The organism is Mycobacterium bohemicum DSM 44277 (genome assembly GCF_001053185.1).
In the GTDB taxonomy this organism is placed as follows: Bacteria; Actinomycetota; Actinomycetes; order Mycobacteriales; family Mycobacteriaceae; genus Mycobacterium; species Mycobacterium bohemicum.
In genome coordinates this window covers 120,621-147,176 of record NZ_CSTD01000001.1, presented here as the reverse complement: position 1 = coordinate 147,176, position 26,556 = coordinate 120,621, and the positions used below count along the sequence as shown (strand labels likewise).

Sequence of the window (26,556 nt, the reverse complement as noted above, 5' to 3'; positions counted from 1 at the left end):
GTCAGGCCGATCGACGTAGCTGCCAAGTGCGCCTCCTGTCGCTGAATCAGCTGGCTATGGGCCGGCCTCCCGCAACACCAACGCTAACTGACGGACCGCCCAGTCGATCTCCCCGGCGGTGACCACCAGCGGCGGAGCAAACCGCAGCGTCGAGGCGTGCGTGTCCTTGACCAACACGCCGCGGTCGGCCAACCGCAGGCTCATTTCCTTGCCGGTGGCCAGCGACGGATCGACATCGACCCCGGCCCACAAGCCGAAACCGCGCACGGCCAGCACGCCGTCACCGATGAGTTCCCTCAGCCGCCCGTGCAGGTGCGCACCCAATGCAGCCGAACGGGCCTGGAATTCCCCGCGGGCCAGGATCGAAACCACCGTGCTGCCGATCGCGGCGGCCATCGGGTTGCCGCCGAACGTCGAACCGTGCTCACCGGGGCGCAGTACGCCCAGGATGTCGCGGTCCGCGACCACCGCCGACAGCGGGACCACGCCGCCGCCGAGTGCCTTGCCCAGCAGGTAGACGTCCGGCACGACGCCCCACCGGTCGCAGGCGAACGTGTAGCCGGTGCGCGCCAGCCCGGACTGGATCTCGTCGGCGATCATCAGCACGTTGTGCTCGCTGCACAGCGCGCGCACGGTCGGGAGGTAGTCGTTGGGCGGGACGATGATGCCCGCCTCACCCTGGATCGGCTCCAACAGCACCGCCACCGTGTCGTCGTCGACCGCCCGCGCCAGGGCCGCGGCGTCACCGAACGGCACCGAGCGGAACCCCGGGGTGAACGGTCCGAAGCCGTCGCGGGCCAACGGATCCGTGGAGAAGCTGACGATGCTGATCGTGCGGCCATGGAAGTTGTTGTGCGCCACGATGACGTTGGCCCGCCCGGGCGGGACGCCCTTGACCTCGGCGCCCCACTTGCGCGCGACCTTGAGACCGCTCTCGACGGCCTCGGCGCCCGAGTTCATCGGCAGCACCATCTCTTTTCCGCACAACCCGGCGAGGGCGGCGCAGAACGGCCCGAGGTTGTCGGAATGGAAGGCACGGCTCACCAGCGTGAGCGTGTCCAGCTGCGCGTGCGCGGTCGCGGTGATCTCGGGGTTGCGATGGCCGAAGTTCACCGCCGAGTACGCGGCCAGGCAGTCCAGGTACCGCCGCCCGTCGACGTCGGTGATCCAGGCGCCCTCGGCGCTCGATGCCACCACCGGCAGCGGCGAGTAGTTGTGCGCCGCATGCCGTTCGACCAACGCGATCGCGTCGGTGACGGCCGTCTCACGCGGGGTGTCGACAATCGTCATGGGAATACCTCCAGGGTGCAGCACTTGACCGAACCGCCGCCCTTGAGCAGCTCCGACAGTTCGACACCGACCGGTTCGAAGCCGGCCGCGCGCAGCTGTGCCGCGAATCCCGTTGCGGCAGAAGGAAGCACCACGTGCAGGCCGTCGGAGACGACGTTGAGCCCGAGCACGTAGGCATCGGCGCTCGCGACGACGATCGCGTCGGGAAACAGCGCGCGCAAACGGTCCTGCGCCGCGGAGCTGAATGCCGGCGGGTAGAACGCGATCGTGCGGTCGTCGAGAACGGCAAGCGCGGTGTCGAGGTGATAGAAACGCGGGTCCACCAGCTCCAGCGAGACCACCGGCACCCGCAGCGCCGCCGAGATCTCGGCGTGCGCACGCCGGTCGGTGCGAAACCCGTGGCCCGCCAACACCGTTTCACCGATCATCAGCAGGTCGCCCTGTCCCTCGTTGACGTGCCGTGTGGTCACGGGCCGATGGCCCAGCGATGACATCCATTCGGCGTACGCCTGTGATTCACCGGCCCGCTCGGCGAATCGAAACCGCGCGACGATGGCCACATCGCCGGCAATCAGACCGCCGTTGGCGGCGTAGACCATGTCGGGCAGCCCCGCCACGGGCTCGATCACGTCCACGTGATGGCCCAGCCGCCGGTAGGTCTGGCGCAGAGCCTCCCATTGCGCGTGCGCGAGTTCGACGTCGACGGGTGTGGTGACGTCCATCCACGGGTTGATCGCGTACTCGACCGCGAAGAAGGTGGGCGGGGTCATGGCGTAGCGGCGTGGGCGCGACGCGCGACCGGCGCCGTGTCGTTCCGGGGCCGCAACGGCGGCACGGTGGTCCCTCATACAACAACGGTATTTGGGCCCCTCGACACAATCAAACGACGGCTGTTGCGTGTCTACCCGCCATCTATTGCGCTAAAATGGTGTTAGTAGCAATTTATTGCGCGCCAAGCGCGGGAGGACGCATGGACCGGCTGGACGAGACCGACGAGCGCATCCTCGCCGAGCTCGCCGAGCATGCGCGCGCCACCTTCGCCGAGATCGGGCAGAAGGTGAATCTGTCCGCGCCGGCGGTGAAGCGCCGCGTCGACCGGATGATCGACAGCGGTGTGATCAAGGGCTTCACCACCGTCGTCGACCGCAACGCCCTGGGCTGGAACACCGAGGCCTACGTGCAGGTGTTCTGCCACGGCAGGATCGCACCTGACGAGCTGCGCGCCGCGTGGGTGGACATCCCCGAGGTGGTCAGCGCCGCGACGGTAACGGGCACGTCGGACGCGATGCTGCACGTCTTGGCCCGCGACATGGCACACCTGGAGGTGGCGCTGGAGCGGATCCGCTCGAGCGCCGACGTCGAGCGCAGCGAAAGCATCGTCGTGCTGTCCAACCTGATCGACCGGACGCGCCCCTAGCGGAGAACCGCGGCCCAATGCCCTTGCCGCGGCGGCGTCATAGGCCGAGCGCTTTGTTCAGCAATGTCGTGAGCCGCTTCCTCTCGGCGGTGTTGAGCCGACCCGTCAACGGCGCAACCCGCTCGGCGATCGCCGCGGTGACATCACGTTCCAGACGGCGGGCCCGCACGGTGAGCCGCACCCGCACCGAGCGGCCGTCGACGGGGTGGGAGAACTTGACCACGAGGCCGCGCCGGGCCGCGCGATCGATGAGCCCGCTGACTGTCGAGCGCTCCAGCCCGGTATAGGTCGCCAGGTCGGTCATGGTGGGTTCGCGATCGCGCATGATCCCCAGCATTCGGAGTTGCGTCAGCGAGAGGTCATGTTCGGCGGCCACTTCGGTAAGCGCCGCCATCAACGCAAAAGACATTTGCACCAGTGCGTCTCGCAAGTCGCCGGAAAGCTGAGGGCCGGGCGTCCGGTCGGCGGTCATGACTCATCACCCTACCTCCATATATATCGTATTGCGAAATATAATAGTTCGCAATACGATGTATTTACCAAGCAGCTTCTCGCCGGGACGATCCGCGGGGAGCCCGATTACGCAAGCGCCCCGGGTGGGACCAGAAAGAGATGACCCATGAAAGCCGCCGTTGTCAGCTCGTTCGACAGGCCACCCGGCTACGACGACTTTCCCGACCCGGTGCCGCAGCACTCCGGCGAACTGGTCGTCGACGTCGTCGCGACGGCACTGCATCCGCGAGTCCGTTCCCAGGCGGACGGGTCGCACTACTCCAGCACCGGCGAGCTTCCGCTCGTGCCCGGTATCGATGCCGTGGTCCGCGATTCCCGGGGAAGGCACTATTACGCGCTGCTCGACGACACCACGCTGGGCACCATGGCGCAGCGCACGGTCATCGACAAAGACCGCAGCGTGGCACTGCCCAGGCACGCCGACCCGATTGCCGTCGCGGCCGCGGTGAATCCGGCGATGTCCTCATGGGTGGCGCTGCGGCACCGGATCGACTTCAAGCGGGGATCGCGCGTGCTGATCCTGGGGGCGACGGGCAACGCCGGACGCATGGCGATACAGGTCGCAAAGCGCTTCGGCGCCGGGGAGGTCATCGCCGCCGGTCGAAATCCCCAGCGGCTCAACGGATTGAAAGCCCTAGGCGCCGACCGCGTTCTCACCCTTGACCAGCTCGACATGGCCGGCGACGTCGATGTCGTCATCGACTACGTGTGGGGCCAACCGACCGCAAAGGGCATGGTCGACCTTCTCACGCACCGTCGCGACCGGGGCAAAGACCTCATCTGGATAGAAGTCGGTTCGATGGCGGGACCCGGCGCCGAGATCATCTCCGCCGCGCTCCGGTCGACTCGCCTACAGGTCGTCGGAAGCGGCATCGGATCAGTGTCCGGCCACCACTTCCGCACAGAGATTGCCAAGATCGCCGAAGCCGTCACCGAGGGAGCATTCGACGTGCGCACCCGCACGGCTCCGCTGAGCGACGTCACCGCGGCATGGACACAAACCCTCGGGGGAGACGAACGCCTGGTGTTTCTTCCCTGACCCAGGGAACCATCACCTGCTCGGGCGACCGCCCAGCCAGCGCGCCAGCCGTGACGGCCGCGGGCTTGGTGGCCGCCGAGATGCGTAGGACCACGGCCGGTTTCGTTCGGGCACCGAATCGGTCCGCACCTGCTTGAGTTGCGTCCGCAGGTGCCGGCGCAGGTCATCCAATTCCGGATCCGTCCAGCGGTTCACCGCCTCGATCGGGTCGGCGGTCAGGTCGTAGAGCTCCCACTGGTCATCGAGCGGGGACGTCCGGTAAACCTCTCCCCCGAGGCCCGTGGCCGCGAGCTGTCGGACCCCGGGTTCGGTCCACGTGCCGGGATCGTCGAAGGTGCGCACCAGCTTCCAGAGGTGTCCCGCGCCCCCGGGCACGCCGTCGACGCGGACGACGAGGCCCTCGAAATTCGACGCGGTGTAAGCGGGCACCCTGATCCGCAGGGGCGCGGGCGGATTGACGGTGCGTTTCAGCCGGCGCGCCAATCCCGAAGCGCCGGTGTCGCCTTCGAGGACGTTGTCGCGCGTCATCAGGTAGACGCACCGCGCCTCGTCGGCCTGTTCCCCGTCGACGATGGGCATGAGGTTGCGGCCCGGCAGTTCGTGCACCTCCGAGAAGGACTCGGCCAATCTCGCCGCGACCGCGCCGATGGCGGCGTCATCCAGGCCGGCGGCGCCCAGCAGCGTCGGGACCAGGTCGACGTGCGAGGTCGGCGCCGTGACGACGCGCGGCGTACTCGCCCGTTCGCCGATGCGGGCGATGACGAACGGGACGCGGGTGGCCTCGTCGTAGAGGTTGAACCACTTCTGGTGCAGTCCGCCGTGGGCGCCCAGCAGATCACCGTGATCGGCCGTGCGCACCAGAACCGCGTGCGCGGAGCCGCCCTCGGTGACGGCCCTGCGGACGCGGTCGATGGCGCCGTCCGCCTCGGCGTGCAGTCGGTAGTACAGATCGCGGTAGCGCTGCGCGTTGCGTTCGTAGATCCGCTCGATCGCCGGGGCCGGGCCGTAGCCGGAGTAGTAGGACTCGCGAAACGCGATCTGCGCGGCCGGCTTGGTCGACAGGTCCTCGTCCGCGGTCGGCGCGGGGGGCACCGGCGGCGGGTCCAGAGGTGACGGCTGCAGCGGGCCCCGTCGCGACCAGGTGGGGAACAGCACGATGTCGTGGGGATTGACGAAGCTGGCGACCAGGAGGAAGGGGCGCAGCGCGGCCGCGTCGCCGGCGCGGCGGCGAGCGTAGCGGTCGGCCAGCCACGCCACCACCCGGTCGGCGATCAGCGGATCGCGACGCACGCCGGCGTTGGCCAGCTCCGCCCCGTGCGGCTCGGGGCCGACCCATCCCGAAAAGCCGAACGGCGCCAGGGGATCGGCGTCGAGGTAGCGCCGCACCGCGGCGTGGTCGACGACGCCGTCGTCGTCGTTGGTGGCCAGGGGACGGCCGGTCGCCGGGTCGGTGAGGTCGGCGTGCGAGATGTGCCACTTGCCGTCGTAGTGGGTGTCGTACCCGGCGCCGCGAAACCAGTTGCCCAGCGTCGGCACCTCGCCCTGGCGCAGCCAGCGCATGCGGGAGTCGTCGGCCGACTTGCCGAGGCCGTCGGTCTGGGTGACGCCGTGCAGGTCCGGGTATTGCCCGGTGAAGATCGTCGGGCGGCTGGGCACACAGGCCAGCGAGCCGGTGTAGTGCCGCGCGAAGCTGACGCCGTGATCGTCGAACCACTTGCGCCCGGCCAGGATTCGATCGCGCCACGCGAGCACGTCGGGAGCCTCGTACGGCGGTACCGCGCGCTCCTCGTCGGTCATGACGATGATGACGTCGGGACGATCAGACACGGGCGTCCTCCAATCGGTTCGCGAGCCCGGTGAGCATCGCGTCGGACTGCCTGGCGAGGAAGCGACACAGCGCATTCTCGGCCAGCTTTTGGCTTCTGCGGGAACCGATTTCGACCGTGCTGGCCAGGGTCACCAGGGCCGAGTCCCCCGCGGCCGGCTCCACCGTCCAACGGTTGACCACCCGGCGCAGGCGCCGGGGCAACCCCTCGATCTCATACGCCAGGGCGCGCGGCGGCTGGAACTCGATGATGCGCTCGACGAACGCGTCGCGCTTGACCTGGACCCGGCGGGCGGTGCCGAGGGGCGCGCCGTCGGCCCCGCAATGCAGGATGCAGGAGTGGTCGACGTTGCCGGCCCACGAGCTGATCGCACCGAAGTCGGCGAGGAGGTCCCAGATTTCCCGGGGGCTGGCGGCGATGACGCGCGTGCGCTGAATCTCGGCCACCCGCTCAAGCTACGCGAGAGGCGGCCCGCCGCAGGCTGGTTTTACTGACTCGCGTGCACCAACGTTTCGAGGATCACGGCCGAGCCGCCGACGGCGGCCACGATCGCCAACGTCGCCCAGTCGGCCAGTTTCGGACGCGGCTGGTTGGCCGTGAGTTGGCCGGTGCCGCCCCGCGCGGTGATCGCATCGCCCATTTCGTCGGCCCGTCGCAGCGTGACCGTGATGGCCGCGGACAGCAGGTCGATCAGCTCCACCGCGTGCCGCCGGCGGCGGGCCTTGCGGCTGCGCGGGATCCGTTTGGGGCGCAGCCGCCGCGCGGCGTAGAGCACCTGGAATTCGTCGATCAGCATCGGGAAGGCACGCAGGCCGAGGGCCAGCGCGACCGCCCACTCGTCGACGGGCACGCGCAGCGGGCGCAGCGGTCGTCCCAGCGTCGCCAGGGCGGGCGCGATTTCGGCGACGTTGGTGGTCCAGGACACCATCGCCCCCAACGCGAGCAGCACGATCGACAGCGCGGTGATCCGCAGGAAGTTCAACGCGCCCCCGAGCTCGATATGCACCCCGTCGATCGGGATCTTCGGGCTGCCGCCGGCCAGCGCGGCCGTGATCCCGCCCAGGGCCAACGCGACCCACAACCACCGCGGGACCGACGGCACGGCGCCGCGGGGAATGCGGGCCAGCCTGGCGGCCACAAACACCAGCGCCGCCACCAACCCGATCGTCACCCACCCCGGGTAGAAGGTCAGCAACACCGAGATCCCGAAAACCACGAGCAGCTTGGTGCCGGCCCACAGTTCGTGGATGGGAGAGGTTCCGGGCACGGGAACGAGCAGCACCACCGGGCGCTGGGGGCGTCGCGCCCGATGCGCGGTTTGGGCGGCGTTGGTGGTCATGGCCGGCCCCCCGCCGCCGCCGGGACTTGTTCCAGCAGGCCGTTGTTGAGGTGCAACGTGCGCGGACACAAGTCCTCCAGCCCGGCGAAGTCGTGCGAGATGACGACGACCGTCAGTTCCCGTTCGCGGCGCAGGTCTTCCAGCAGCCGCAGCAGCCTGCGCTGACTGACGGCGTCGAGCCCGGCCAGCGGCTCGTCCAGAATCAGCGCGCGCGGCGAGCGGGCGAGCAGTCCGGCCAGCACCACCCTGCGCATCTGTCCGCCGCTGAGCTGGTCGATGCGCCGCTTGGCCAACGCCGGATCCAGCCCGACGAGGGCGAGCGCCGCGGTCACCCGTTCCCGGTCGCGGTGCGAAAAGCCCGCCGCCGACGCCACTTCCAGGTCCACTCGGCTGCGCATCAACTGCAGCCTGGCCGCCTGGAACGACAACGCGACCGCGCCGACCTGCTCGTGGGTCGGCCTGCCGTCGAGCAGGCAGGCGCCCGAGGTGGGAACCGTGAGCCCGGCCATGATCCACGCCAGGGTCGACTTCCCGGATCCGTTGCCGCCGTGGATCAGCAGGCCGTCGCCCTGCTCGACCACGAAGCTGACATCGCGCAGCGCCGTCTTGGCCCACGGCGAACCGTTGCCGTATTCGTGCCCCACACCGATGAGTTCGAGCACCGGCGCGCCGTGGCCGTGATCGACAGCGACGGTCGCCGCCGGCGCGCTCGCGGTCTCCACCATCTCGGTGTTGTCCGGCGAGTCGCTCAGGTCGATCGTGCGGTCGGCGCTGCTCGCCTCGTTGTTGTAGTGGGTGATGTGCACCAGGGCGGTCCGGTGCCGTTTGGTGAGTCCGGACAGCACGCCGAGCAGCGTGTCGCGGCCCTGCTGGTCCACCATGCTGGTGACCTCGTCGGCGATCAGCAGCGCCGGCTCCCGGGCCAGCGCCGCGGCCAGCGCGAGGCGCTGCAGCTCACCGCCGGACAGGCTTCCGGTGTCGCGCTCGGCCAGATCGTCCAGGCCGACCTCCTGAAGCAGTTGCGGCACATCGACATCCGCGCCCGGCGGCAGGCCCCACACCACGTCGTCGGCGACCCGCGTTCCCAGGACCTGGCTTTCGGGGTGCTGCAGGACGATCGCCGTACCGCCGAGCTTGCCCAGCCCCACCGCCCCGGGGCGCTGCACGGTGCCCGACGTCGGCTCGCGGCCGGCCAGGATCAGCATCAGCGTCGTCTTGCCCGAACCGTTGGCGCCGGTGACCGCCAGGTGTTCACCGGGCCCGAGATCCAGGCTGACCTCGCTGAGCGCATCCTGCGCGGCGCCCGGGTAGCGGAAGCGCACGTTGTCGAGCCGCACCGGAACCGGCCCCACCGGGCGGCCCCCGGCCACGTCCCCGGCCGGGGCGTCGAGCTTGTGGACGTCGGGGATGCCATACATCCGCTCCAGCACGCGCGACAGCGCCCACCAGCCGATCAGGGACATGATCAACACCGAGGTGACGAAGAAGACGAGCAGCACCCAAGGCCAGTAGTGCAGGCCAAGGTCGAGATAGCGCTTCACGAGCCCGGCGGCCGCGTGCAGGTGCACGGAGTTGAGCGCCGCGGCGATGCCCTCGAAGTTCGCGGAGATCGCGGCGAAGGCCAGGTGCCGGAGCCGGCTGAGCAGCGCCACGATCCCGATCTCGAAACCGGCGAACAAGAACCCGGCGATCAGGCCGGTCACGATCACCGTCGGCGCACCGCGACGCTTGCGTTTGACGATGCCGGTCAGGCCGCCGATGTAGGCGCTGGTGACGATGGCCGAGAGACCGCCGGCACCGGCGATCAGGAACGCGATGACCGAGCCGGCGAAGGTCGCGGCCACCAGCACACGCAGCCGGTACCGATAGGCCAGCAACCCCATCGGCACGGTGCCGAGCAGCGCCAGGCCCGCGGCGAACGGGACCACCACCGAGACGATCGCCGTGACGGCGCACAGCGCCGCCATCACCGACGCCTGCGCCATTTCGGCGGGTCGCAGTGATCCGCCCCGGCGGCGCGACGGCGAAGGGGCGGACTCGATCACTTGACCGATTCTGCCAGGCCGCGGCGCCATGTCGCCGCAGCACACCGGGCGATCGGAGTTTCGCAAGCCAGCGTCGCCGCTCGTCTCGCATAGCAAAGCTATGCAACCATGGAGGCATGGACACGTCCGCCACCGACCACACGGCCGTCGTCGATGCGCCCGGCAACGCCAAACCCGCATCCGAGACGGGCCTGGGGGCGGACCTGCTCGCCGTGGTCGCACGGCTCAACCGGCTGGCCACCCAGCGCATCCAGATGCCGTTGCCCGCCGCGCAGGCCCGGCTCCTGGCCACCATCGAGGCCCACGGGGAAGCCCGCATCGGCGACCTGGCCGCCGTCGACCACTGCTCGCAACCCACGATGACCACGCAGGTGCGGCGGCTCGAGGAGGCGGCCCTGGTCACCCGAACGGTCGACCCCGGAGACGCCCGCGCCGTCCGCATCCGCATCACCGCGGAGGGAATTCGTACGCTCGACGCCGTCCGCGCCGACCGGGCCGCCGTGATCGAGCCGCAGCTGGATCTGCTCGAGCCCGCGGACCGCCAGGTGCTCAAGGAGGCGGTCGGGGTGTTGCGCCGCCTGCTCGACAACTCCTCGACCGTGGGCCGCAGGCACGTGCCGTGACGTCGGGTGGCTGCCGACGGTCGGTGCGGGTAAACACTTAATCGACTGCGCAAGGCACGCAGAGGCAGGGCAGGGGACGGGAGGGGTGGCAATGCGGACCGAGGGTTCCGCCTTCGCGGCCCCCCCGCTGACCGTGTGGGTCGGACCGACGCGGTACGTCTTCGGCCCGGGCCGCGACGTGGTCGTCGGCCACGGCCCCGGGTCCGACATCCTGCTGGGACCCCCGGGCAACCCCGCCGCGCAGACGCCGGCGCGCGCGGCTGCGGTCCTGCGCTTCACCGGGACGCGGTGGGTGGCCATCGACGCCGGCGCCGAAGGCATCTTCGTCAACGGCGTGCGGGTGCCCTCCGTCGACATCAGGGACGGCGAGGCGATCTTTGTCGGCGATCCGCATCGCGGCGCCCGGTTGGTCTTCCAGGTCGGCGCCCCGACCGGGACTCCGCGGCGACCGCCCGGCCCGCCGCCGCGGCCCGGTCACCCGCCGCCGCCAGCCCCGCCCGCGCCCCCGCCGCCGCGGCTCCCCCCGCCGGCTGCCCCCCCGACCGTGGCCCCCGCCCGCCGCCTTGCCGGCGAGGCGGCAGGTGGCGATGCTGGCCTTCCGCCAGCTTCGCCTCGTCTTCGCCGACGACGTCTACTTCCTGTTCTGGTTGGTCCTGCCGCTGGTGCTGGCGGCGCTCGCGGTGCTGATCCCCGGCGACTCCGGCCTGGGGCGGCCGGCCCAGGGCGCCGACAACCCGCACGAGGCCATCGAGATCCTGGCCGCCCTCAACATCGCCGCGGTGGTCCTGGGCACGGCGCTGACCATCCGCGCGGTGGTCTCCGAACGGCGGGTGTTCCGCCGCGAGCAGGAGGTTGGGCTGTCGGCCTCCGCGTACGTCACCGCGAAGGTCCTGGTGTTCAGCGTGGCCGCCGCGCTGCTGTCGGCGGTCGTGTTCGCCGTCGTCGTGGCCGTCAAGGGCGGGCCGGTGCACGGCGCCGTCCTGCTGCATAACTCCACCGTCGAGCTGTACGCGAGCGTGGCCATCACGGCCATCGTGTCGGCGATCGTCGGGTTGGCGCTGTCCACGTTCGGCAACTCGCTGCGCGAGGTCCTGCCGCTGATGCTGCCGGTCATCCTGGCATCGCTGTTGTTCGACGGCAGCCTGGTTCCGCTGGTGAGCAAGTGGGGGTTCCAGCAGGTCTCGTGGTTCGTCCCGGCCCAGTGGGGCTTCGCGGCCTCGGCCTCCACGGTCGATCTGCGCCGGGTCGACGCCTTGGCCGTCAACGCCCAGATGTGGGCCCACTACAGCGGCTGGTGGGTCTTCGACATCGTCATGCTCGTGCTCTTCGGCGCGATCTCCGCCGGTGTCGTCCGGTACCGGCTGCGGCCGCCCCGGCGCGCGCCGCGCGAGAAGTCGCTACATGGCGAACAACACGAATTGCGTGACCTGACCGGCTGAGAAATTGTCGTCGCTGACCAGCACCACCGACTGGCGGCCGTCGGGAAGCTTCGGACCCAGGGTGATGCCCTCGAGGTTGTCCACCGGGTTGTCCGGGGTCCCCAGTCCGGGCGTTGCGGACAGGTCGGCGGCCACGGATTTGGTCATCGGGGTCAGCGTCGCGTGCCGCATCGAGGGCAGGGCCGACACGTCGGTCGCCGCGCCGATGTCGGCGCGGTAGATGCGGATCGTCGGGGGCACCGAATCCGCTCGTTCCAGCACCAGGAACGTCGTGTCGGAAAGCGCGACGAGGTCCGAGACTCCGTTGAGGCGCGCCGGCGGCGCGGGAGCTTCCATCGGGTAGGCGTACTGGGCAACGGGCTTGCCCGTCGCGACGTCGAACTTGGTGACGCGGGTCAGCACCCGGTTTCCGCCGTCGGTGTCGGGTCCGTCGTTGTAGCCCGGGTCCTCCATCGCGGCGAACACCGACCGGCCGTCGGGCGTCAAAGTCAGCCCCTCCAGCGCCAGGTTCCGCCGCGGCCCGGTGTTTTGCGCCGACATGGCGAGGTTGGGCGGCAGGGTGAACTCGCCCAGGTAGGCACCGTCCAGCCCGGCGATCCTGACCCAGGGGTCCAGCAACACCGGCCCCTCGGTCAGCCGCTCGCCCTCCGACGACCAGTACAGGCGCTGGCGGGCCGGGTCGAAGGCGATGCCCTCGGGGTCGGGGGGAACCAGCGGCGGCGCGGCCAGCCGCAGCGGCGGGAAGGGCTGACCCGACCGGTCCAGCAGTGGGTGGGTTCCGTCGAACGTCACCTGGTCGATTCCCTTGTCCGACAGCGACAATCGCACGGTGTAGAACCGCGCCGGATTCTTCGCGGAACGGTCGTCGCTGATCACGTAGTACAGCTGGCGGCCGGGGTCATAGCTGATCGCCGAGAGACCGCCGATGACGGTGCCGCCGAAGGTGGCGCCGAACGGGACACGGGCCTGGCCCAGGTAAGTCAGCGCCGGCCGCGCCGGGGCGGCGGCGGGCGGGCGCGTCGGCGCGCATCCGGCCAAGGCCACGACGAGCACGAGGCCGCACACGCCCAAGCGGGCGCGCCGCCCTCGACGAGTCATATCGAGAACGTAAGGGATGCGTCGCATTACCGAGCCGGCACCCGGCGCAAAAGCTAAACGGATACCCGGCATTGTGCGGCCGCAAACTATTTCGCGATCGTAGTTCCCGCACGGCCGGCGGGAGGTTAACGTCGGATCATGGGGTCAGACAACAAGAGCATTGCCCACCACTTGCGCGACGCGCTGGACGGTCGTTGGCGGGACACCAGGAACCAGCTGCGGGCAACGATGAGCGAGGACCTGTTCCGGCCGCACTACACCCCCAACACGGTGATCGCCCGCACCAAGGTCGCCGAGCAGATGCGGATCATGGCCGCGTTCGGCGCCGCCGCCGACAACTTCCGCAAGGAACACGGTGGCACGGGTGACATCGGCGCGGCGATCACGATGATCGAGATGCTCGCGATGTCGGACCTGTCGCTGATGGTGAAGGCGGGCGTGCAGTGGGGGCTGTTCGGCGGGGCGGTCGAGAACCTGGGCACCGAGCGCCACCACGAGGCCTACGTCAAGAAGATCATCAGTCTGGAGTTGCGCGGATGCTTCGCGATGACCGAGACCGGGCACGGCAGCGACGTCCAGTCGCTGGAGACCACCGCGACCTACGATCCCGCGACCGAGGAGTTCGTCATCGACTCCCCCACCCCGACCGCCCGCAAGGACTACATTGGCGGCGCCGCCGAAACCGCCACCATGGCAGCGGTTTTCGCGCAACTGATCACCGAGGAGAACGGTGAGCCGGTCAGCCACGGCGTGCACTGCCTGCTGGTCCCGATCCGCGACGCCGAGGGCAACGACCTGCCCGGGGTGACGACGTCGGACTGCGAATACAAGGGCGGCCTGCCCGGCGTCGACAACGGCCGCATCGTGTTCGACCACGTCCGGGTGCCACGGGTGAACCTGCTCAACAAATACGGTGACGTCGCACCCGACGGCACCTACAGCTCACCGATCGACAACCCCAACCGCCGGTTCTTCACCATGCTCGGCACCCTGGTCCGCGGCCGGATCACCGTGGGCGGCAGCGCGGGCGCCGCCGCCCGCGTCGCGCTGGACATTGCCACCCGATACGCGTTGCAGCGCAGGCAGTTCAACGCCCCCGATGACGGCGGCGAGGTGCTCATCATGGACTACCTGGTCCATCAGCGCCGCCTGTTCCCGCTCATCGCCAAGTCCTACGCGCTGCAGTTCGCCCAAAACGAGTTGGTCAGCAAGTGCCATGACGTCCAGACCGCGGACGCGCCCGACGCCGAGGAGCAACGCGAACTGGAGGCGCGCGCCGCCGGGCTGAAGGCCGCCAACACCTGGCACGCCAGCCGGGCGATCCAGGAGGCCCGCGAAGCCTGCGGCGGCGCGGGCTACATGGCCGAGAACCGGCTGATCGGGCTGCGCGGCGACACCGACGTGTTCACCACGTTCGAGGGCGACAACCACGTGCTCACCCAGCTGGTCGCCAAGGAACTGCTGACGGCCTACCGCGATGACATCCGCAGCATGAGCCCGGTCGAATGGGTGCGCTTCGCCGCCAGCACCGTCAGCGAGCGAGTGGTGAAACGCACTGCGGCCGAGGCGATCATCCAGACGATCGTGGATGCCCGGCAGGACAGCGAGGAGGAGGGCAGCCTGTTCAACCGCGGGACCCAGATCAAGATGCTGGAGGACCGCGAGGAATACCTGGTCGCATCCGTGGCCCGCCGGCTACAGGCCAAATCCAAAGAGATGTCGGCCTTCGACGCGTTCAACACGGTGCAGGACCACGTGCTGCACGCCGCCTCCGCGCACATCGACCGGGTGGTGCTCGAGGCTTTCGTGGCGGGGATCGACGCGTGCCCCGACGAGGAGACCCGCGAGCTGCTGGGCATCGTGTGCGACCTGTACGCGTTGTCGGTGATCGAGGATGACAAGGCGTGGTACATCGAGCACCGCTTCCTGTCCACCGAACGGGCCAAGGCCGTCACCCGGGGGATCAACGACCGGTGCCGCGCGCTACGCCCGCACGCGCAGAACCTCGTCGACGGTTTCGGGATTCCGGAGCCGCTGCGCTATGCCGAGATGCTGCACCCCGAGAACCTGACGGACGCGCTCACGGGCTGACGGCCTGCTCGGCGATGATCTCCAAGCCCGGCTGCGCCGACGCCTGCACAACGCCCTGCCGCGGCCGCACGTAGCGCGCCCAGATCAGGATGGCGGCCAGCACGTAACACCCCAGGAAGATCAAGAAGGCCGGCGTCTCGGTGCCGGTGCTCCGATAGGACTGGCGCAAGGCCAGGTTGATCCCCACCCCGCCCAGCGCCCCGCAGGCGCCCGCCAAGCCGATCAACGATCCCGACATCACCCGCGCCCACTCGCGGCGTTCGGTGTCGCCGGCGAAAAGGGTGCGGCTGCGCTCGTCGAACACCGACGGGATCAGCTTGTACACCGCCGCCTTGCCCGCACCGGAAAAGACGAACAGCCACATGAAACTGGCGACGTAGGCAAGCATCGTGGCAACCGTCATGCGCCCGCTGGGCCCGTGGGTGAAGTCATCGTGGGTGCTGACGCCGACGACGAACACTCCGCCGACGATCATGCCCGCCAACAAGGCCAAGGCGACGCGGCCGCCACCGAAGCGGTCGCTCAGCCTGCCGCCGACAACACGCGCCACCGACCCCAGCAGCGGCCCGATGAAGGCGATCTCGGAGGCGTGCAAGGACGCCTGCCCATAGCTTTGCCCGCTGGCCACGAAGTTGTGCTGGAGCAGTTGCCCGAACGCGAAGGCAAAACCGAGGAAGGACCCGGAACAGCACAGATACAGAAACGAGATGCCCCACGAGTCGGGGATCGTGAACACGGCTTTGAGGTGAGTCGTATCGATGCGGTAGTGCAGGTTGTTCATGAACAGCGCCGCGCCCAGCCCGGCCACGGACAGCAGAACCAGGTAGATCGCGCACACCCAGTAGGGCGCCTCGTGGCCCGCGGTGGCCAGCACGACCAGCCCGACCGCCTGAATGGCCGCCGACCCGAGGTTGGCCATCCCGCCGGTCAAACCGAGCGCGAAGCCCTTGAACCGCTGCGGGTAGAAGGCTTCGGCGTTGGCCAGCGAGCCCGAGTAATTGGCCCCGCCCAGCCCGGTCAGCGCGGCGCACAACAGATACGGCCACAACGGCAGGCCCGGATTGGCCAGCAGGAAAATCGCTCCCGCAGTGGGGATCAGGAGTATCAGCGACGAGAAAACCGCCAAGTTACGGCCGCCGAACTTGGCATTGGCCATCGCATAGGGGACGCGCGTGAGGGCCCCCACCAACGATGCCGTCGCGCCGATCAGGAGCTTGTCGCCGGTGGAAAAACCGTAGACGGAGTGCGGCATGAACAGCACCATCACCGACCACAGGTACCAGATCGAAAAGGCGACGTGCGAGGTAACGATCGACCAGATCAGATTGCGGCGGGCGATGACGCTGTTGTTGGTCTCCCACGCCGATTGATCCTCCGGATCCCAGTGCACGATGCGCCGTGACTTCGTCATCAACCTGCCTTTCACGTCGGATTCGTAGGCGTTGCACGTAGCTTTCGAATCGCCTCAGCGACAGTGCATAAGGCGTTCGGTCATGGCTGGACCGCAGCACGCCGTCCCATCCCTATCGGCAGCCCGCTTGTAGGCTGCGGCTTTCCGGCAACGTTTTTCAGGATGACAGGAACGGCCTGTTAATCGCGTATCTCGCGGTAGGAATTCGCTGGATAACGCCTGTGAAGATCCGCTACCGATCACTGGGCCCCGGGCCACCAATTGACGTGCGACGCGCGCGGCATATTCCCGCACGCGAGTAGCCATTCGTAATTTTTACAAGGCGGAGCGGATCTTTTCGTCGCAGGAAACACGCATAAAATCCCGATCTTGCCGGGAGGAAGTGCGGCGCTCACCTCACAGCGGTGTGATCCCGTTGTAACACAACGTTACTGGTTCGGGACCTTGCCGACAGCTTGCAATTTGCTGTCTGGTCCGATGCGAAACTTGACCGTGCCGACTCCGGTGGGGCAGCACTCGTCGTCCTTTTCCTTCCGCCATCGGTATTGCACCGTGACGGTGTCGTCGGCGGGCGGCAGCACGGTGATATACGGCTTCGGGTTCGGGGTGGGCGTGCCCAGGGGCGTGTTGTGGTCGAAAAACAACAACTGCTGGGGAGTGGATTCGCTGGCGATGGTCGGGATGATCTGCACCCAGTACAAGCGGCAGTTGTTCGTGTGCCCCCGGCCGATTTCGACCCAATTGGTGCCCGGGGTCGCGATCGGGACGGAGGCGATGGACCGGCGCACCGTGTCGTCCGTCGGCCCCTCGGATTCCTTGCAAGGGCCGGGCCGGTTCGTCGTCGGTCCGTTCTGGGTCGTCGCCGCCTTCCCGCCGCAGCCGGCGGCCAGCAAGACGAGCAGGATCACCATCAGCCGACGCACGCGGTGAGCTTAGCGAAGGCTGTGAAACTGCCGTTGGTTTGGTCAGAGACGCCGCTGGGGCGGGCGGCCCGGCGGCGCCGCCAGTAGCCTGGAGAACGGCGGCGGGTCGACGATGACCTGCGACGACGCGATCCGCGGCACCTCGACCTCCCGGTGTATTCACAACGGCCCCCGGCCCGTTGAGAGGAAGCCGTAAAACGGCCGAAATTTCGCGCCTCGGCACGGAAACATGGTTGCCGCACACTGGCTTTTAACTGGCGTTGAACTGGCTTTTGGCTTCGCCGGCCGTGGTTCGACAGCGCTCCGGCATTGCCTCACAACGCCTTTGCGGGACTGGGATTTCGCGGGACTTTGCGGCGCGCGGAGCCGACCCTACGCGCCACTAGAGGGAGGGACGTCAAGCGTGTCAAGGGAGTCCAGGGCGTCGACTGACGCCGTGAACACCATGTGCGCTTACTGCGGCGTGGGGTGCGGCATGGTGTTACAGGTCACAAGCGACCCACAAAGCGAGCGCCGTCACGTCACGAAGTCGATTGGCAATAAACAACACCCGGCCAACTTCGGTCGGCTGTGCACGAAGGGCGCGACGACGGCGGACATGCTCGCCGCGCCGGGCCGGATCGAGTCGGCGCACGTGCGGTCCGACCGCGGCGAGCCGCTCGAGCCGGTCGACATGGACACCGCGATCGCCCAGTGCGCGCAACGATTACGGGACATCATCGACGAGCACGGCCCCGACTCCTTCGCGATGTACGTCTCGGGGCAGATGTCGATCGAGGCGCAGTACCTGGCGAACAAGCTGACCAAGGGGTTCATCGGCACCAACCAGATCGAGGCGAATTCGCGGCTGTGCATGGCCAGCGCGGGGTCGGGCTACAAGCTGTCGCTGGGCGCGGACGGACCACCGGGGTCATACCAGGACTTCGAGCACGCCGACGTCTTTTTCGTCATCGGCGCCAACATGGCCGACTGCCACCCAATCCTGTTCCTGCGCATGATGGATCGCGTCAAGGCCGGGGCCAAGCTGATCGTCGTCGACCCGCGCCGCACCGCGACCGCGGACAAGGCCGACCTGTTCCTGCAGATCACGCCCGGCACCGACCTCGCGCTGCTCAACGGCCTGCTGCACCTGATCGTCGAAAACGGCCACACCGACGACGACTTCATCGCCGAGTTCACCGAGGGCTGGGAGGCGATGCCCGGCTTCCTCGAGCAGTTCACCCCCGAGCACGTCAGCGCGATCACCGGCATCCCCGCCGACGACATCCGCACCGCGGCGCGCTGGATCGGCGAGGCCGCGAACTGGATGAGCTGCTGGACGATGGGGCTCAACCAGAGCACCCACGGCACCTGGAACACCAACGCGATCTGCAACCTGCACCTGGCCACCGGCGCGATCTGCAAACCGGGCAGCGGCCCGTTCTCGCTCACCGGCCAACCCAATGCGATGGGCGGCCGCGAAATGGGTTACATGGGACCCGGGCTGCCCGGGCAGCGCTCGGTGCTCCGCGCCGACGACCGCGCCTTCGTCGAGGACCAGTGGGGCCTCCCCCGCGGTTCGCTGCGCAGCGACCTCATCAACGGCACGGTCGACATGTTCACCCGCCTGGCCGACGGCCGCATCAAGGCGTGCTGGATCGTGTGCACCAATCCCGTTGCCACCGTGGCCAATCGCCGGACCGTGCTTGAGGGTCTGGAGGGCGCCGAGCTCGTCATCGCCCAGGACGCGTTCGCCGAAACCGAGACCAACGCGTACGCCGACGTGTTGCTCCCGGCAGCCCTGTGGACCGAGTCCGAGGGCGTCATGGTCAACTCCGAGCGCAACCTCACGCTGTTCCAACCGGCCGTCGCCGCGCCGGGCGAGGCGCTGCCGGACTGGCAGATCATCGCCCGGATCGCCTGCGCGATGGGATATTCCGACGCCTTCGGCTACCAGTCCGCGGAGGAGGTGTTCGAGGAGATCAAGCGGTTTTCGAACCTCGCCACGGGCTACGACCTGCGCGGCACCAGTTACGACCGGCTGCGCCGGACGCCGCTGCAGTGGCCCTGCCCCCCGGATGGCGGCGACCGCAACCCGATTCGGTACCTGAACGACGGCGTCAGCCAGAGCCGTTTAGTTCGCGAGGACGGCTCGACACCCCGGCTGGCCTTTCCCACGCCCAGCGGCCGCGCCGTGTTCTTCCCCCGGCCGCACCTGCTGCCGCAGGAGATGCCGGACGACGACTTCGGATTCCTGCTCAACACCGGGCGCCTCGCGCACCAATGGCACACGATGACCAAGACCGGCAAGGTCGCCAAGCTCAACAAGCTGAATTCCGGGCCGTTCGTGGAGATCCACCCCGACGACGCCGCCCGGCTGGGCGTGACCGAGGGCGACCCGCTCGAAATTGCCTCCCGCCGTGGGCGGGCCGTGCTCCCGTCCGTCGTGACCGACCGGGTGCGGCCGGGCAACTGCTTTGCGCCGTTCCACTGGAACGACGCGTTCGGCGAATACCTGTCGATCAACGCCGTCACCAACGACGCCGCCGACCCCATCTCCCATCAACTGGAATTCAAGGCTTGCGCGGTCACCCTGACCAAGGTCGCCGTCGCCGAACAGGATCCGGCCGCGGAGCCGTCCGACGCGGTCAGCCCCGCCAAGGTCGACGCCCTCGCCGAGCTCCTCGGCATCGGTAACGAACCGGCGCCGCAGTTCGGCCCGCTCGGCCGCGCGTATCTCGCCGGGTTGGTCAGCGGCCTGCGTTCGGAGGCGGGCCGCCGCAGGGCCGGGGTGCCCACGCTGCCGCCGAGCGCCCCGTTCGATTCGGCGACCCGGCTGTGGGTGGACGGGCTGCTCGCCGGCCTGTTCGCGCGCGCACCCGTGGTGGTGCTGTGGGCGTCGCAGACCGGCAACGCCGAAGAGCTCGCCGGCGAGGTGGCCGCCCGGCTGGGCGAGGCCGGCCTGCCGGTCGCCCTGCACGGCATGGACGACTTCGACGCCGGCAAGCTGCCCACGGTCAGGGAGCTGCTGCTGATCACCAGCACCACCGGTGACGGCGAGCCACCGGACAACGGTGCGGCCCTGTGGCGGGCGTTAAGCGCCGACGGCGCACCCGGATTCACTGACACCCGCTATGCGGTGCTCGCCCTGGGCGATTCCAACTACGACGACTTCTGCGGCCACGGACGCAAGCTCGACCAGCGCCTCGCAGAGCTGGGAGCCACCCGCCTCGTCGAGCGCGTCGACTGCGAACCGGACTACGACGAGTCCGCGGGCACCTGGTTGACCCGGGTGATCGCTGAGCTGACACGCGCGCGCGACGGTGCGGCGCCGGCTGCAACGCCGTCGGCGCCCACGGCCGCGCGCCCGCGCCCGGCGAGCCAGTCCCACGCGCCGGGCTACAGCAAGAAGAATCCCCTGATCACCGGGATCATCCACAACGTCACGCTGAGCCATCCGAAGTCGGCGAAGGACGTGCGGCAGTTGGTGTTCGGCCTGCCCGAGGACACCGTCCGCTACGAGGCCGGCGACGCGCTGGGGGTGTGGCCGCGCAACAGCGACCGCCTGGTCGACGAATGGCTGTCGGTGACCGGACTGGACGGGCAGACCCCGGTCGAGGTCGGAGAGCACGGCCTGATGTCCTTGCGCACCGCGCTGACCGAGCGACTCGAGATCGCCCACCTCAGCCGGGACCTGTTGCGGTTCGTGCAGGAGCGCACGGGCGACGCCACGCTCGCCGAGCTGCTGAAGCCGGAAAACAAAGCGGCCCTGAGTGATTGGACGTGGGGGCGGCAGTTGATCGACCTGCTCGCGCAGCTGCCGGTCTCCGCGTCGGCCCACGAGTGGGTGCGGGTCCTCAAACGGCTTGCGCCGCGGCTGTATTCGATCTCGTCGAGCCCCAAACAGTACCCGGGTGAAGTCCACCTGACCGTCTCGCCGGTGCGCTACAACTTCCAGGGCGTCCCGCGCCGGGGGGTGTGCTCGACGTATCTCGCCGACCGCTCGCCGGGCGACCGGATCGCCGTCTTCCTGCAGCCGTCGAGCAACTTCCGGCCGCCGAGTGACCCGCAGACGCCGATGATCATGATCGGGCCGGGCACCGGGATCGCGCCGTTCCGCGGCTTCCTGCAGGAACGCCGGGCGCTCGGCCACACCGGCCCGAACTGGCTGTTCTTCGGCGAACGGCACGCCGCCACCGACTTCTACTACCGCGACGAGATCGAGCAGATGCGCGCCGACGGATTCCTCACCGAACTCGACCTGGCGTTCTCCCGCGACCAGCGCGACAAGGTCTACGTGCAGCACCTGATGCGGACCAAGGGCGCCCAGCTGTGGCGCTGGCTGCAGGACGGCGCGCAGCTGTACGTCTGCGGCAACGCCGACCCGATGGCCAAGGACGTCGACCGTACGCTCTGCGAGATCGCGGCCGAACACGGCCGGCTCGGACCCGACGCGGCCAGGGATTACGTGCGGTCGCTGAGCGCCGCCAAGCGCTATCACCGCGACGTCTACTAGGGCGACCGCGCAGTACCCAGCAACCCGTAATGCGGCCGAAACGTCGCGCATCCGCGGCCGAAACATGCCCGGCGCACCATCGCCTGAAGACCTGTTTCGGATCCGAGGAGGGACGTGGGCGTGGCTAGGGAGCACAGCGGCCGCGATATCTGCCCGCTGCACGGTCGGCCGAGGCGCGACGCCGGGTTCGACGGCCCGGCCGGCGACCAGGGGTCGCCCGAGGAAGTCGACTGGGCCGGGTTGCCCGTCAACCTGGACATGGTGTTCTCCCAGCAACAGCGCGACAGGGTCTACGCGCAGCACCTCATGCGCAAGCGCGGGACTCAGATGTGGCTGCACCGGGGCGCACCGCAGTGCTCGTGCGACCTCGCCGCCGGAAACGGCCTGCGCTCGAAGGACGCCGCCGAATTCATGTCCAGCCGGTAGCGGACCGCCTTACGCCACCACGATCGACACGGTCTGGATCGCGTTGCCGCCATAGCCGAGCCGATTCCACTCGGGCTCGTCGGGCTGTGTGTTGCCGGCCTGGTCGGTCGCCCGCGCCCGCACGGTCACGGCTCCCGGGGCATCGCAGCGTGCGAACAGCTCCCACCACTGCCAGCTGTGTCGTCGGGGTTCGCCCAGGAGCCTGGCGGGTTGCCACGGTCCGCCGCCGACGGAGACGTCGACGCGGTCGATCGGCGCCGCACCCGACCACGCGACTCCCCGCACGACGATGTCTCCGGGGCTGACGTAGGCACCGTCGGTGGGTTGGGCGATCAACGCCCGCACGCGCTGCAGGCGGACGGGCTCGCGAACCACCTCGCCGTCGCGCTCAAATTCGTAGTGGTACCGCTTCGTCTGGAAGAAGGCCTCGAACGGGTGGCCGATCACCTCGATCTCGGTCAGCCACTTGACCGACGCGACCGAATACCAACCCGGCACGATCAGTCGGACCGGACGGCCGTGCTGCAGGGGCAGCGGTTCGCCGTTCATCGCGTAGGCGACCAGCGCGCCGGATTGCCGTGCGTCCTCGACGGACAGGGCGCGCTCGAACCGCACCGGTGCAGTCGCACCGTCGACGATTCCCGAGTCGGCCCCACGGAAGACGACGTCGTGGGCGCAGGCCGACAGACCGGCCCGGTCCAGCAGCTCCGCGAGAGGTACACCGGTCCACTCGGCCGTGCTGGCGGCACCGAAGTGCCACTGCTCGCCGTCGACGGGCGGGTCGAAACGCGTCCGGCCGTTCCCGGCGCATTCGAGCGTGGCGACCAGCGACTGCGCCGGCAAATTGTGCAGATCGCGCAGGCGGAGGCGCAACGGACGCTCGACGATTCCCTCGACGGTCAATTCATATCGCTCCGGATCCAGCTCTGGAGTTGAGAAGTGGTTGCGGACGTAGAAGTTCGTGGAGGGCGTGACGATGCTTCCGATGAGCGCGCCCGGCGAGGTTTCGCAGTTCAGCGGCGCCTCGCGGTGGACTACCAGACCGGGGGCGCCGCCGTCATTGACCACGGGTAAACCGGCAGCGGCCCACGCGCACATCCCGCCGGTCAGGTTAACGGCATCGAAGCCCGAATGGCGAAGCAACGCGGTGACCGCCGCCGACCGGCCCCCCGATCGGCACACCACCACGATGCGGCGGTCCCGAGGCAGTTCGTGTTCCTGATTCTGCACGCGGTCGACCGGCATCAGCATCGCGGCCGGCGCGTGCTCTCTACACCACTCGTCAGGTTCGCGCACGTCAAGCAGGAGTGCGCCGGCATCGACCAAAGCTTTGGCAGCCCGGGGGCCGATCTGTGGCGTGTCGTCGGCGATCTCGTCGCCATCCGCAACGGGAAAGCCTACGTTGCGCCAGGCCGCGAACCCGCCCACCACATCGGAAACGTCGTCGAATCCCGCGCTGCGCAACACGCTCGCCGCTACCATCGATCGGTAGCCGGTGGCGCAGTACACGATCACCGGGGACGCCGGATCCAACCCGGTCAACGACTCGGTCAGGGTCGCCAACGGGACCTTTCGCGCGCCTGGGATGACGCCGTCCGCCGTCTCCGACGTGTTGCGCACGTCCACGAGTTGGAGATGCGGTTCCAGGCCGCGCAGTTCGGCGAGTTGGCCCACGGTCAACCGTGGAGTCAGCGCGACGAGGTCGGGCCGTTGCATGAAAACCTTCGCAGGGTCTCGCAATTGACCGACCACAACGTCGAATCCCACCCGCGACAAGCGGAGTCGAGATTCACGCGCCAGAGCGGGGTCACCGACGAGCACGATGTCGCGCTCGGGCGGCACGACAGTTCCGGCCCACTCGGCGAAGCGGCCCTGGAAGGGGATATTGATCGCTCCCCTCAGGTGTCTTGCGGCGTAGTCGACCGGTTCCCGGCTGTCGAGGAGGACGGCGCCCGCTTCTTTGCGTTGTCGCACGTCGTCGATGTCCAGCAGGGGTGGGGAATTCTCGTCGAGCAGCGGGCGCAGCTCCCGATTGCGGTGTGCGGCGAACGCGAAGTAGCGAGGCCGGGCCGGCTGGCCGTCAGCGATAGCAGCGACGAATTCCTCCACGCTCGCGGCCCGCAGCGCGTAGTTGGTCCGGCGTTGCTCGCCGATCGTCGAACTCGTCTCACTCGACAACTGCTTGCCGCACGCCGACCCTGCGCCGTGCCCGGGAAACACCCGTGTGGCATCGGGCAGTTGCAGGAGTTTGGCGCGCAGCGAACCGTGCAGCATCTGAGCGAGCTCGTCCGCCGACACTCCGGAGTTCACAAAGAGATCGGGGCGACCGACGTCACCGACGAATAGCGTGTCGCCGGTGAGCACGCCGTAGGGCACCGCATCGCCGGCGCGCTCGTAGACGACCACACAGATCGACTCCGGAGTGTGACCGGGTGTCTCGAGAACCTCCAGCGTCACTTCTCCCAGCGAGATCCGTTGGCCGTCGCGCAACGGATGAATGGGAAACTCCACATCGGCCACCGCCCCGAAAGAGATCACCGCCCCGGTCGCCGCGGCGAGCTCCAAGTGGCCGCTCAGGAAGTCGGCGTGGATATGCGTCTCGATCACCCGCTCGATGCGGAGCCCGCGCCCGGCCGCCTCATCGAGGTACACATCGATATCCCGCCGCGGATCAACCACGACGGCACGTCCCGTCGTCTCGTCGCCGATGAGGTAGGAGGCCTGCGACAAACAAGCCAAATAGTGCTGCGTGAAGATCATCGGCCTACCCCTTCGGGATCGTGTCTCACCGGCTACGTGGGTTGGGCTGGCCATACACGGCCACCACCACCGTGCGGTCCATGCTGTTGTCCGACCACACCCCGATGTTGGTGTTGGCGCAGTCACGGATGATCGCCATGTCGTCGGGGTTGTCGTACCACTGGTTGACCAGTTCCAGACTGCTGATCGCGATGGCCGGGTTGATCGCCACCGTCTCGGCGGCCTTGCCCTGAAAGCCGGCGGCGTTGGCGCGGTCCTGTGGCGTCGATGCATCGGATCCGATGTCGTCGTTGATGTTTCGGTTGTTGATCATGTCTTCTGCGTGCCACTGCGCGGCCAGCGTCAGCGCGTTGTTCCGGATGACGTCGTTGGTGCAGCCCGCCTGATGCTGAAAGGTGTAGACGGCGGAGACGACGGCGCTGTTGAGCCGCTTGTTGTCGGCGTGCGCGGTCGGGGGCGCCAACGTCGCCGCTCCCGACACGAGGGCGGCAACCGCCGGGCCACCGATCAGACCGGGTCGAAATGCGAGATGAGCCATCGGTCTTTGACCTTCTCCAGGGTCACCCGGATGACGGGCTGGGTGTCGGTGGGCGCGCCGTCGCCGATGGTCACCGTCTGGTTGACGAACAGCAGTACGACCGCTTGGTTGGCCGTTGCCGAAACTGGCGCCGCGGCAGTGACTTTTGCGGTGGCCGAGATGTGCTTCTGCTTTGCCCCCGGGATTACGACCTCCCGGGTCAACGTGGTGTAAGCATCCTTGAAGTCACCGGTCAGCCGCTCCCGCGCCGTCCCGAGATCTCTGTCCACCGAGTCCGCCGTGTACGACAGCAGCGCGACGGTGTCTTCGCCGGCGATCCGCACCGACTCCGTGCGGGACAGCTCACGGTCTTTGGCCGACCCGTAAAGCCAGGCGAAATACCCCGATGCCAGACCCAACATCAAGGCCAGTCCGGGCAACACGCCGAAGGCGAGCACCCGCGACCAATTGATGTGACGCCTTACCTTCTGGCTGCCGGTTTCCTCAGCGGCCGCCCCGGCGCCATCTTCGGATGCCGGCTCGTGTGGCGCGGTCTCGTGCTCGACAGCCGGTTGGATATCCTCCGCGTCAGCTTCGACCACGGCTGCGGCCTCCTCCCTCAGCGTCGTCATGGCACGAACACCACGTTCGAGACTTTGGCGTCGTTCCCGACCGACTTGACGTCGATGCGCATGCGCCACTCGCGCGGTGACTGCTCGCCGCCGGCGGTCCGCGACTTCACCGCGACCGCGACCAACACCTGAGCGGCGTCCCCGTGCTGAGACTCCAGACCCGCATCGGTCACCGTCCCTTCGGATTTCGACTGAGCCGCCCTGACGACTTCGATGAACGGCTTGGACCGCTGCTCGAAATCGTCGCGGAACGCTCCGGTGGCCAAATCGAGAACCCGTTGTACGTCGGCGTCGACGTGGGTGTAGTCGATCGTGGTCAGGTTCACCGCTCCCTGACGGGCGACGGAAACGAAGAGGTCGCGCTGCGCCTGTTCCTCGTGTTTCTCATAGGCGCGATACCCGAGCCAGCCGGCCGATCCGGACAGCGCCACCACCATCAGGGAGCCGACCACCAATGCCGACCCGACGTGCGACAGGCGCGGAAGGTGGGCGCGGCGCCGTCGGCGAGCGAACCGCCCGGCGGTTGCGCCTTCGTCCACCGGGGCCTCATCTTCGTCGGCGTCGTCGACGAGAACGTCGCCGTCGCGGTCCGCCGGCCCCTCGCTCGCCTGTGCCTCGGCGTCAGGGTTATCGGCGCTGTCCGGGTCGTCGGTCATGTTGCTCCTCACTGAT

Annotated in this window: 20 protein-coding genes and 1 pseudogene; 7 read left to right on the top strand and 14 right to left on the bottom strand. The window is 68.7% G+C overall.

All coding sequences use genetic code 11. From position 1 onward, the window contains the following. Positions 1-54 precede the first annotated feature (54 nt). Complete coding sequence (rocD, locus tag BN971_RS00710) at positions 55-1,290, bottom strand: ornithine--oxo-acid transaminase (protein WP_085182903.1); 1,236 nt, start codon at positions 1,288-1,290, stop codon at positions 55-57. Next, complete coding sequence (ddaH, locus tag BN971_RS00705; protein ID WP_085182904.1) at positions 1,287-2,138, bottom strand: dimethylargininase; 852 nt, start codon at positions 2,136-2,138, stop codon at positions 1,287-1,289. The genes rocD and ddaH overlap by 4 nt, the downstream gene beginning before the upstream one ends. Before the next feature lie 122 nt (positions 2,139-2,260). Here ddaH and BN971_RS00700 point away from each other — a divergent pair, with 122 nt between their 5' ends. Continuing rightward, entirely contained in the window at positions 2,261-2,707 is a 447-nt protein-coding gene (locus BN971_RS00700) for an Rv2324 family transcriptional regulator (RefSeq protein WP_085182905.1), read from the top strand. A gap of 37 nt (positions 2,708-2,744) precedes the next feature. Here BN971_RS00700 and BN971_RS00695 read toward each other — a convergent pair whose 3' ends face one another. Then, positions 2,745-3,179 (bottom strand): MarR family winged helix-turn-helix transcriptional regulator, encoded by a 435-nt coding sequence (locus BN971_RS00695; protein WP_085182906.1) that lies wholly within the window; start codon positions 3,177-3,179, stop codon positions 2,745-2,747. A 147-nt stretch (positions 3,180-3,326) separates the two neighbouring features. Between BN971_RS00695 and BN971_RS00690 the strand changes: the two genes are divergently transcribed. Then, positions 3,327-4,259, top strand: a complete 933-nt coding sequence (locus BN971_RS00690) for a quinone oxidoreductase family protein (RefSeq protein ID WP_085182907.1) — start codon at positions 3,327-3,329, stop codon at positions 4,257-4,259. Positions 4,260-4,271: 12 nt separating this feature from the next. On the opposite strand, the gene BN971_RS00685 is transcribed toward BN971_RS00690, so the two are convergent. Genes BN971_RS00685 through BN971_RS00670 form a run of 4 tightly spaced genes read right to left on the bottom strand, consistent with a single transcriptional unit; the run spans position 4,272 to position 8,842 of the window. Further along, the gene (locus BN971_RS00685; RefSeq protein WP_090349716.1) at positions 4,272-6,086 is read right to left on the bottom strand and encodes a sulfatase-like hydrolase/transferase; all 1,815 of its coding nucleotides are present in this window, start codon (positions 6,084-6,086) and stop codon (positions 4,272-4,274) included. Then, on the bottom strand, positions 6,079-6,531 hold the full coding sequence (locus BN971_RS00680; protein WP_085182909.1) for an SRPBCC family protein: 453 nt from the start codon (positions 6,529-6,531) through the stop codon (positions 6,079-6,081). Before BN971_RS00680 ends, BN971_RS00685 begins: the two co-directional genes overlap by 8 nt. A gap of 41 nt (positions 6,532-6,572) precedes the next feature. After that, on the bottom strand, positions 6,573-7,424 hold the full coding sequence (locus tag BN971_RS00675) for an energy-coupling factor transporter transmembrane component T family protein (RefSeq protein ID WP_085182910.1): 852 nt from the start codon (positions 7,422-7,424) through the stop codon (positions 6,573-6,575). Further along, positions 7,421-8,842 (bottom strand): ATP-binding cassette domain-containing protein, encoded by a 1,422-nt coding sequence (locus BN971_RS00670; protein ID WP_428978051.1) that lies wholly within the window; start codon positions 8,840-8,842, stop codon positions 7,421-7,423. The genes BN971_RS00675 and BN971_RS00670 overlap by 4 nt, the downstream gene beginning before the upstream one ends. Positions 8,843-9,585: 743 nt before the next feature. Between BN971_RS00670 and BN971_RS00665 the strand changes: the two genes are divergently transcribed. Both BN971_RS00665 and BN971_RS26395 read left to right on the top strand, forming a co-directional pair. Further along, positions 9,586-10,092: a MarR family winged helix-turn-helix transcriptional regulator gene (locus BN971_RS00665; RefSeq protein ID WP_085182912.1), complete on the top strand. Its 507-nt coding sequence runs from the start codon at positions 9,586-9,588 to the stop codon at positions 10,090-10,092. Positions 10,093-10,598: 506 nt separating this feature from the next. Next, a pseudogene (locus BN971_RS26395) lies at positions 10,599-11,531 on the top strand (ABC transporter permease); the annotation flags it as partial. On the opposite strand, the gene BN971_RS00650 reads toward BN971_RS26395, so the two are convergent. Next, entirely contained in the window at positions 11,490-12,629 is a 1,140-nt protein-coding gene (locus BN971_RS00650; protein ID WP_085183452.1) for an esterase-like activity of phytase family protein, read from the bottom strand. The pseudogene BN971_RS26395 and the gene BN971_RS00650 sit on opposite strands and share 42 nt — an antisense overlap. Before the next feature lie 138 nt (positions 12,630-12,767). Here BN971_RS00650 and BN971_RS00645 point away from each other — a divergent pair, with 138 nt between their 5' ends. Beyond that, positions 12,768-14,720 carry an acyl-CoA dehydrogenase family protein gene (locus BN971_RS00645; protein WP_085183453.1) on the top strand — a complete coding sequence of 651 codons (1,953 nt, stop codon included), beginning with the start codon at positions 12,768-12,770 and terminating at the stop codon, positions 14,718-14,720. Here BN971_RS00645 and BN971_RS00640 read toward each other — a convergent pair. After that, positions 14,710-16,131, bottom strand: a complete 1,422-nt coding sequence (locus BN971_RS00640; protein ID WP_090349715.1) for an MFS transporter — start codon at positions 16,129-16,131, stop codon at positions 14,710-14,712. The two genes, BN971_RS00645 and BN971_RS00640, sit on opposite strands and share 11 nt — an antisense overlap. A gap of 428 nt (positions 16,132-16,559) precedes the next feature. Continuing rightward, complete coding sequence (locus BN971_RS00635) at positions 16,560-17,039, bottom strand: LppP/LprE family lipoprotein (protein ID WP_085183486.1); 480 nt, start codon at positions 17,037-17,039, stop codon at positions 16,560-16,562. A 460-nt stretch (positions 17,040-17,499) separates the two neighbouring features. Here BN971_RS00635 and BN971_RS00630 point away from each other — a divergent pair, with 460 nt between their 5' ends. Continuing rightward, on the top strand, positions 17,500-21,549 hold the full coding sequence (locus tag BN971_RS00630) for a bifunctional nitrate reductase/sulfite reductase flavoprotein subunit alpha (RefSeq protein WP_090349963.1): 4,050 nt from the start codon (positions 17,500-17,502) through the stop codon (positions 21,547-21,549). A gap of 120 nt (positions 21,550-21,669) precedes the next feature. Then, positions 21,670-21,975, top strand: a complete 306-nt coding sequence (locus BN971_RS00625) for a hypothetical protein (protein WP_249262694.1) — start codon at positions 21,670-21,672, stop codon at positions 21,973-21,975. 9 nt (positions 21,976-21,984) lie between these two features. On the opposite strand, the gene BN971_RS26390 is transcribed toward BN971_RS00625, so the two are convergent. From BN971_RS26390 to BN971_RS00605, 4 genes are read right to left on the bottom strand one after another with little or no spacing between them, the layout of a single operon-like run. Continuing rightward, on the bottom strand, positions 21,985-24,735 hold the full coding sequence (locus tag BN971_RS26390) for a molybdopterin-dependent oxidoreductase (protein WP_085183455.1): 2,751 nt from the start codon (positions 24,733-24,735) through the stop codon (positions 21,985-21,987). 25 nt (positions 24,736-24,760) lie between these two features. Continuing rightward, the gene (locus tag BN971_RS00615; protein ID WP_085183456.1) at positions 24,761-25,273 is read right to left on the bottom strand and encodes a CAP domain-containing protein; all 513 of its coding nucleotides are present in this window, start codon (positions 25,271-25,273) and stop codon (positions 24,761-24,763) included. Continuing rightward, positions 25,243-25,884: a hypothetical protein gene (locus tag BN971_RS00610; RefSeq protein ID WP_085183457.1), complete on the bottom strand. Its 642-nt coding sequence runs from the start codon at positions 25,882-25,884 to the stop codon at positions 25,243-25,245. The genes BN971_RS00615 and BN971_RS00610 overlap by 31 nt, the downstream gene beginning before the upstream one ends. Then, positions 25,881-26,540, bottom strand: coding sequence for an Mce protein (locus BN971_RS00605; protein ID WP_085183458.1), 660 nt, complete (start codon positions 26,538-26,540; stop codon positions 25,881-25,883). Before BN971_RS00605 ends, BN971_RS00610 begins: the two co-directional genes overlap by 4 nt. Between the last annotated feature and the right edge of the window lie 16 nt (positions 26,541-26,556).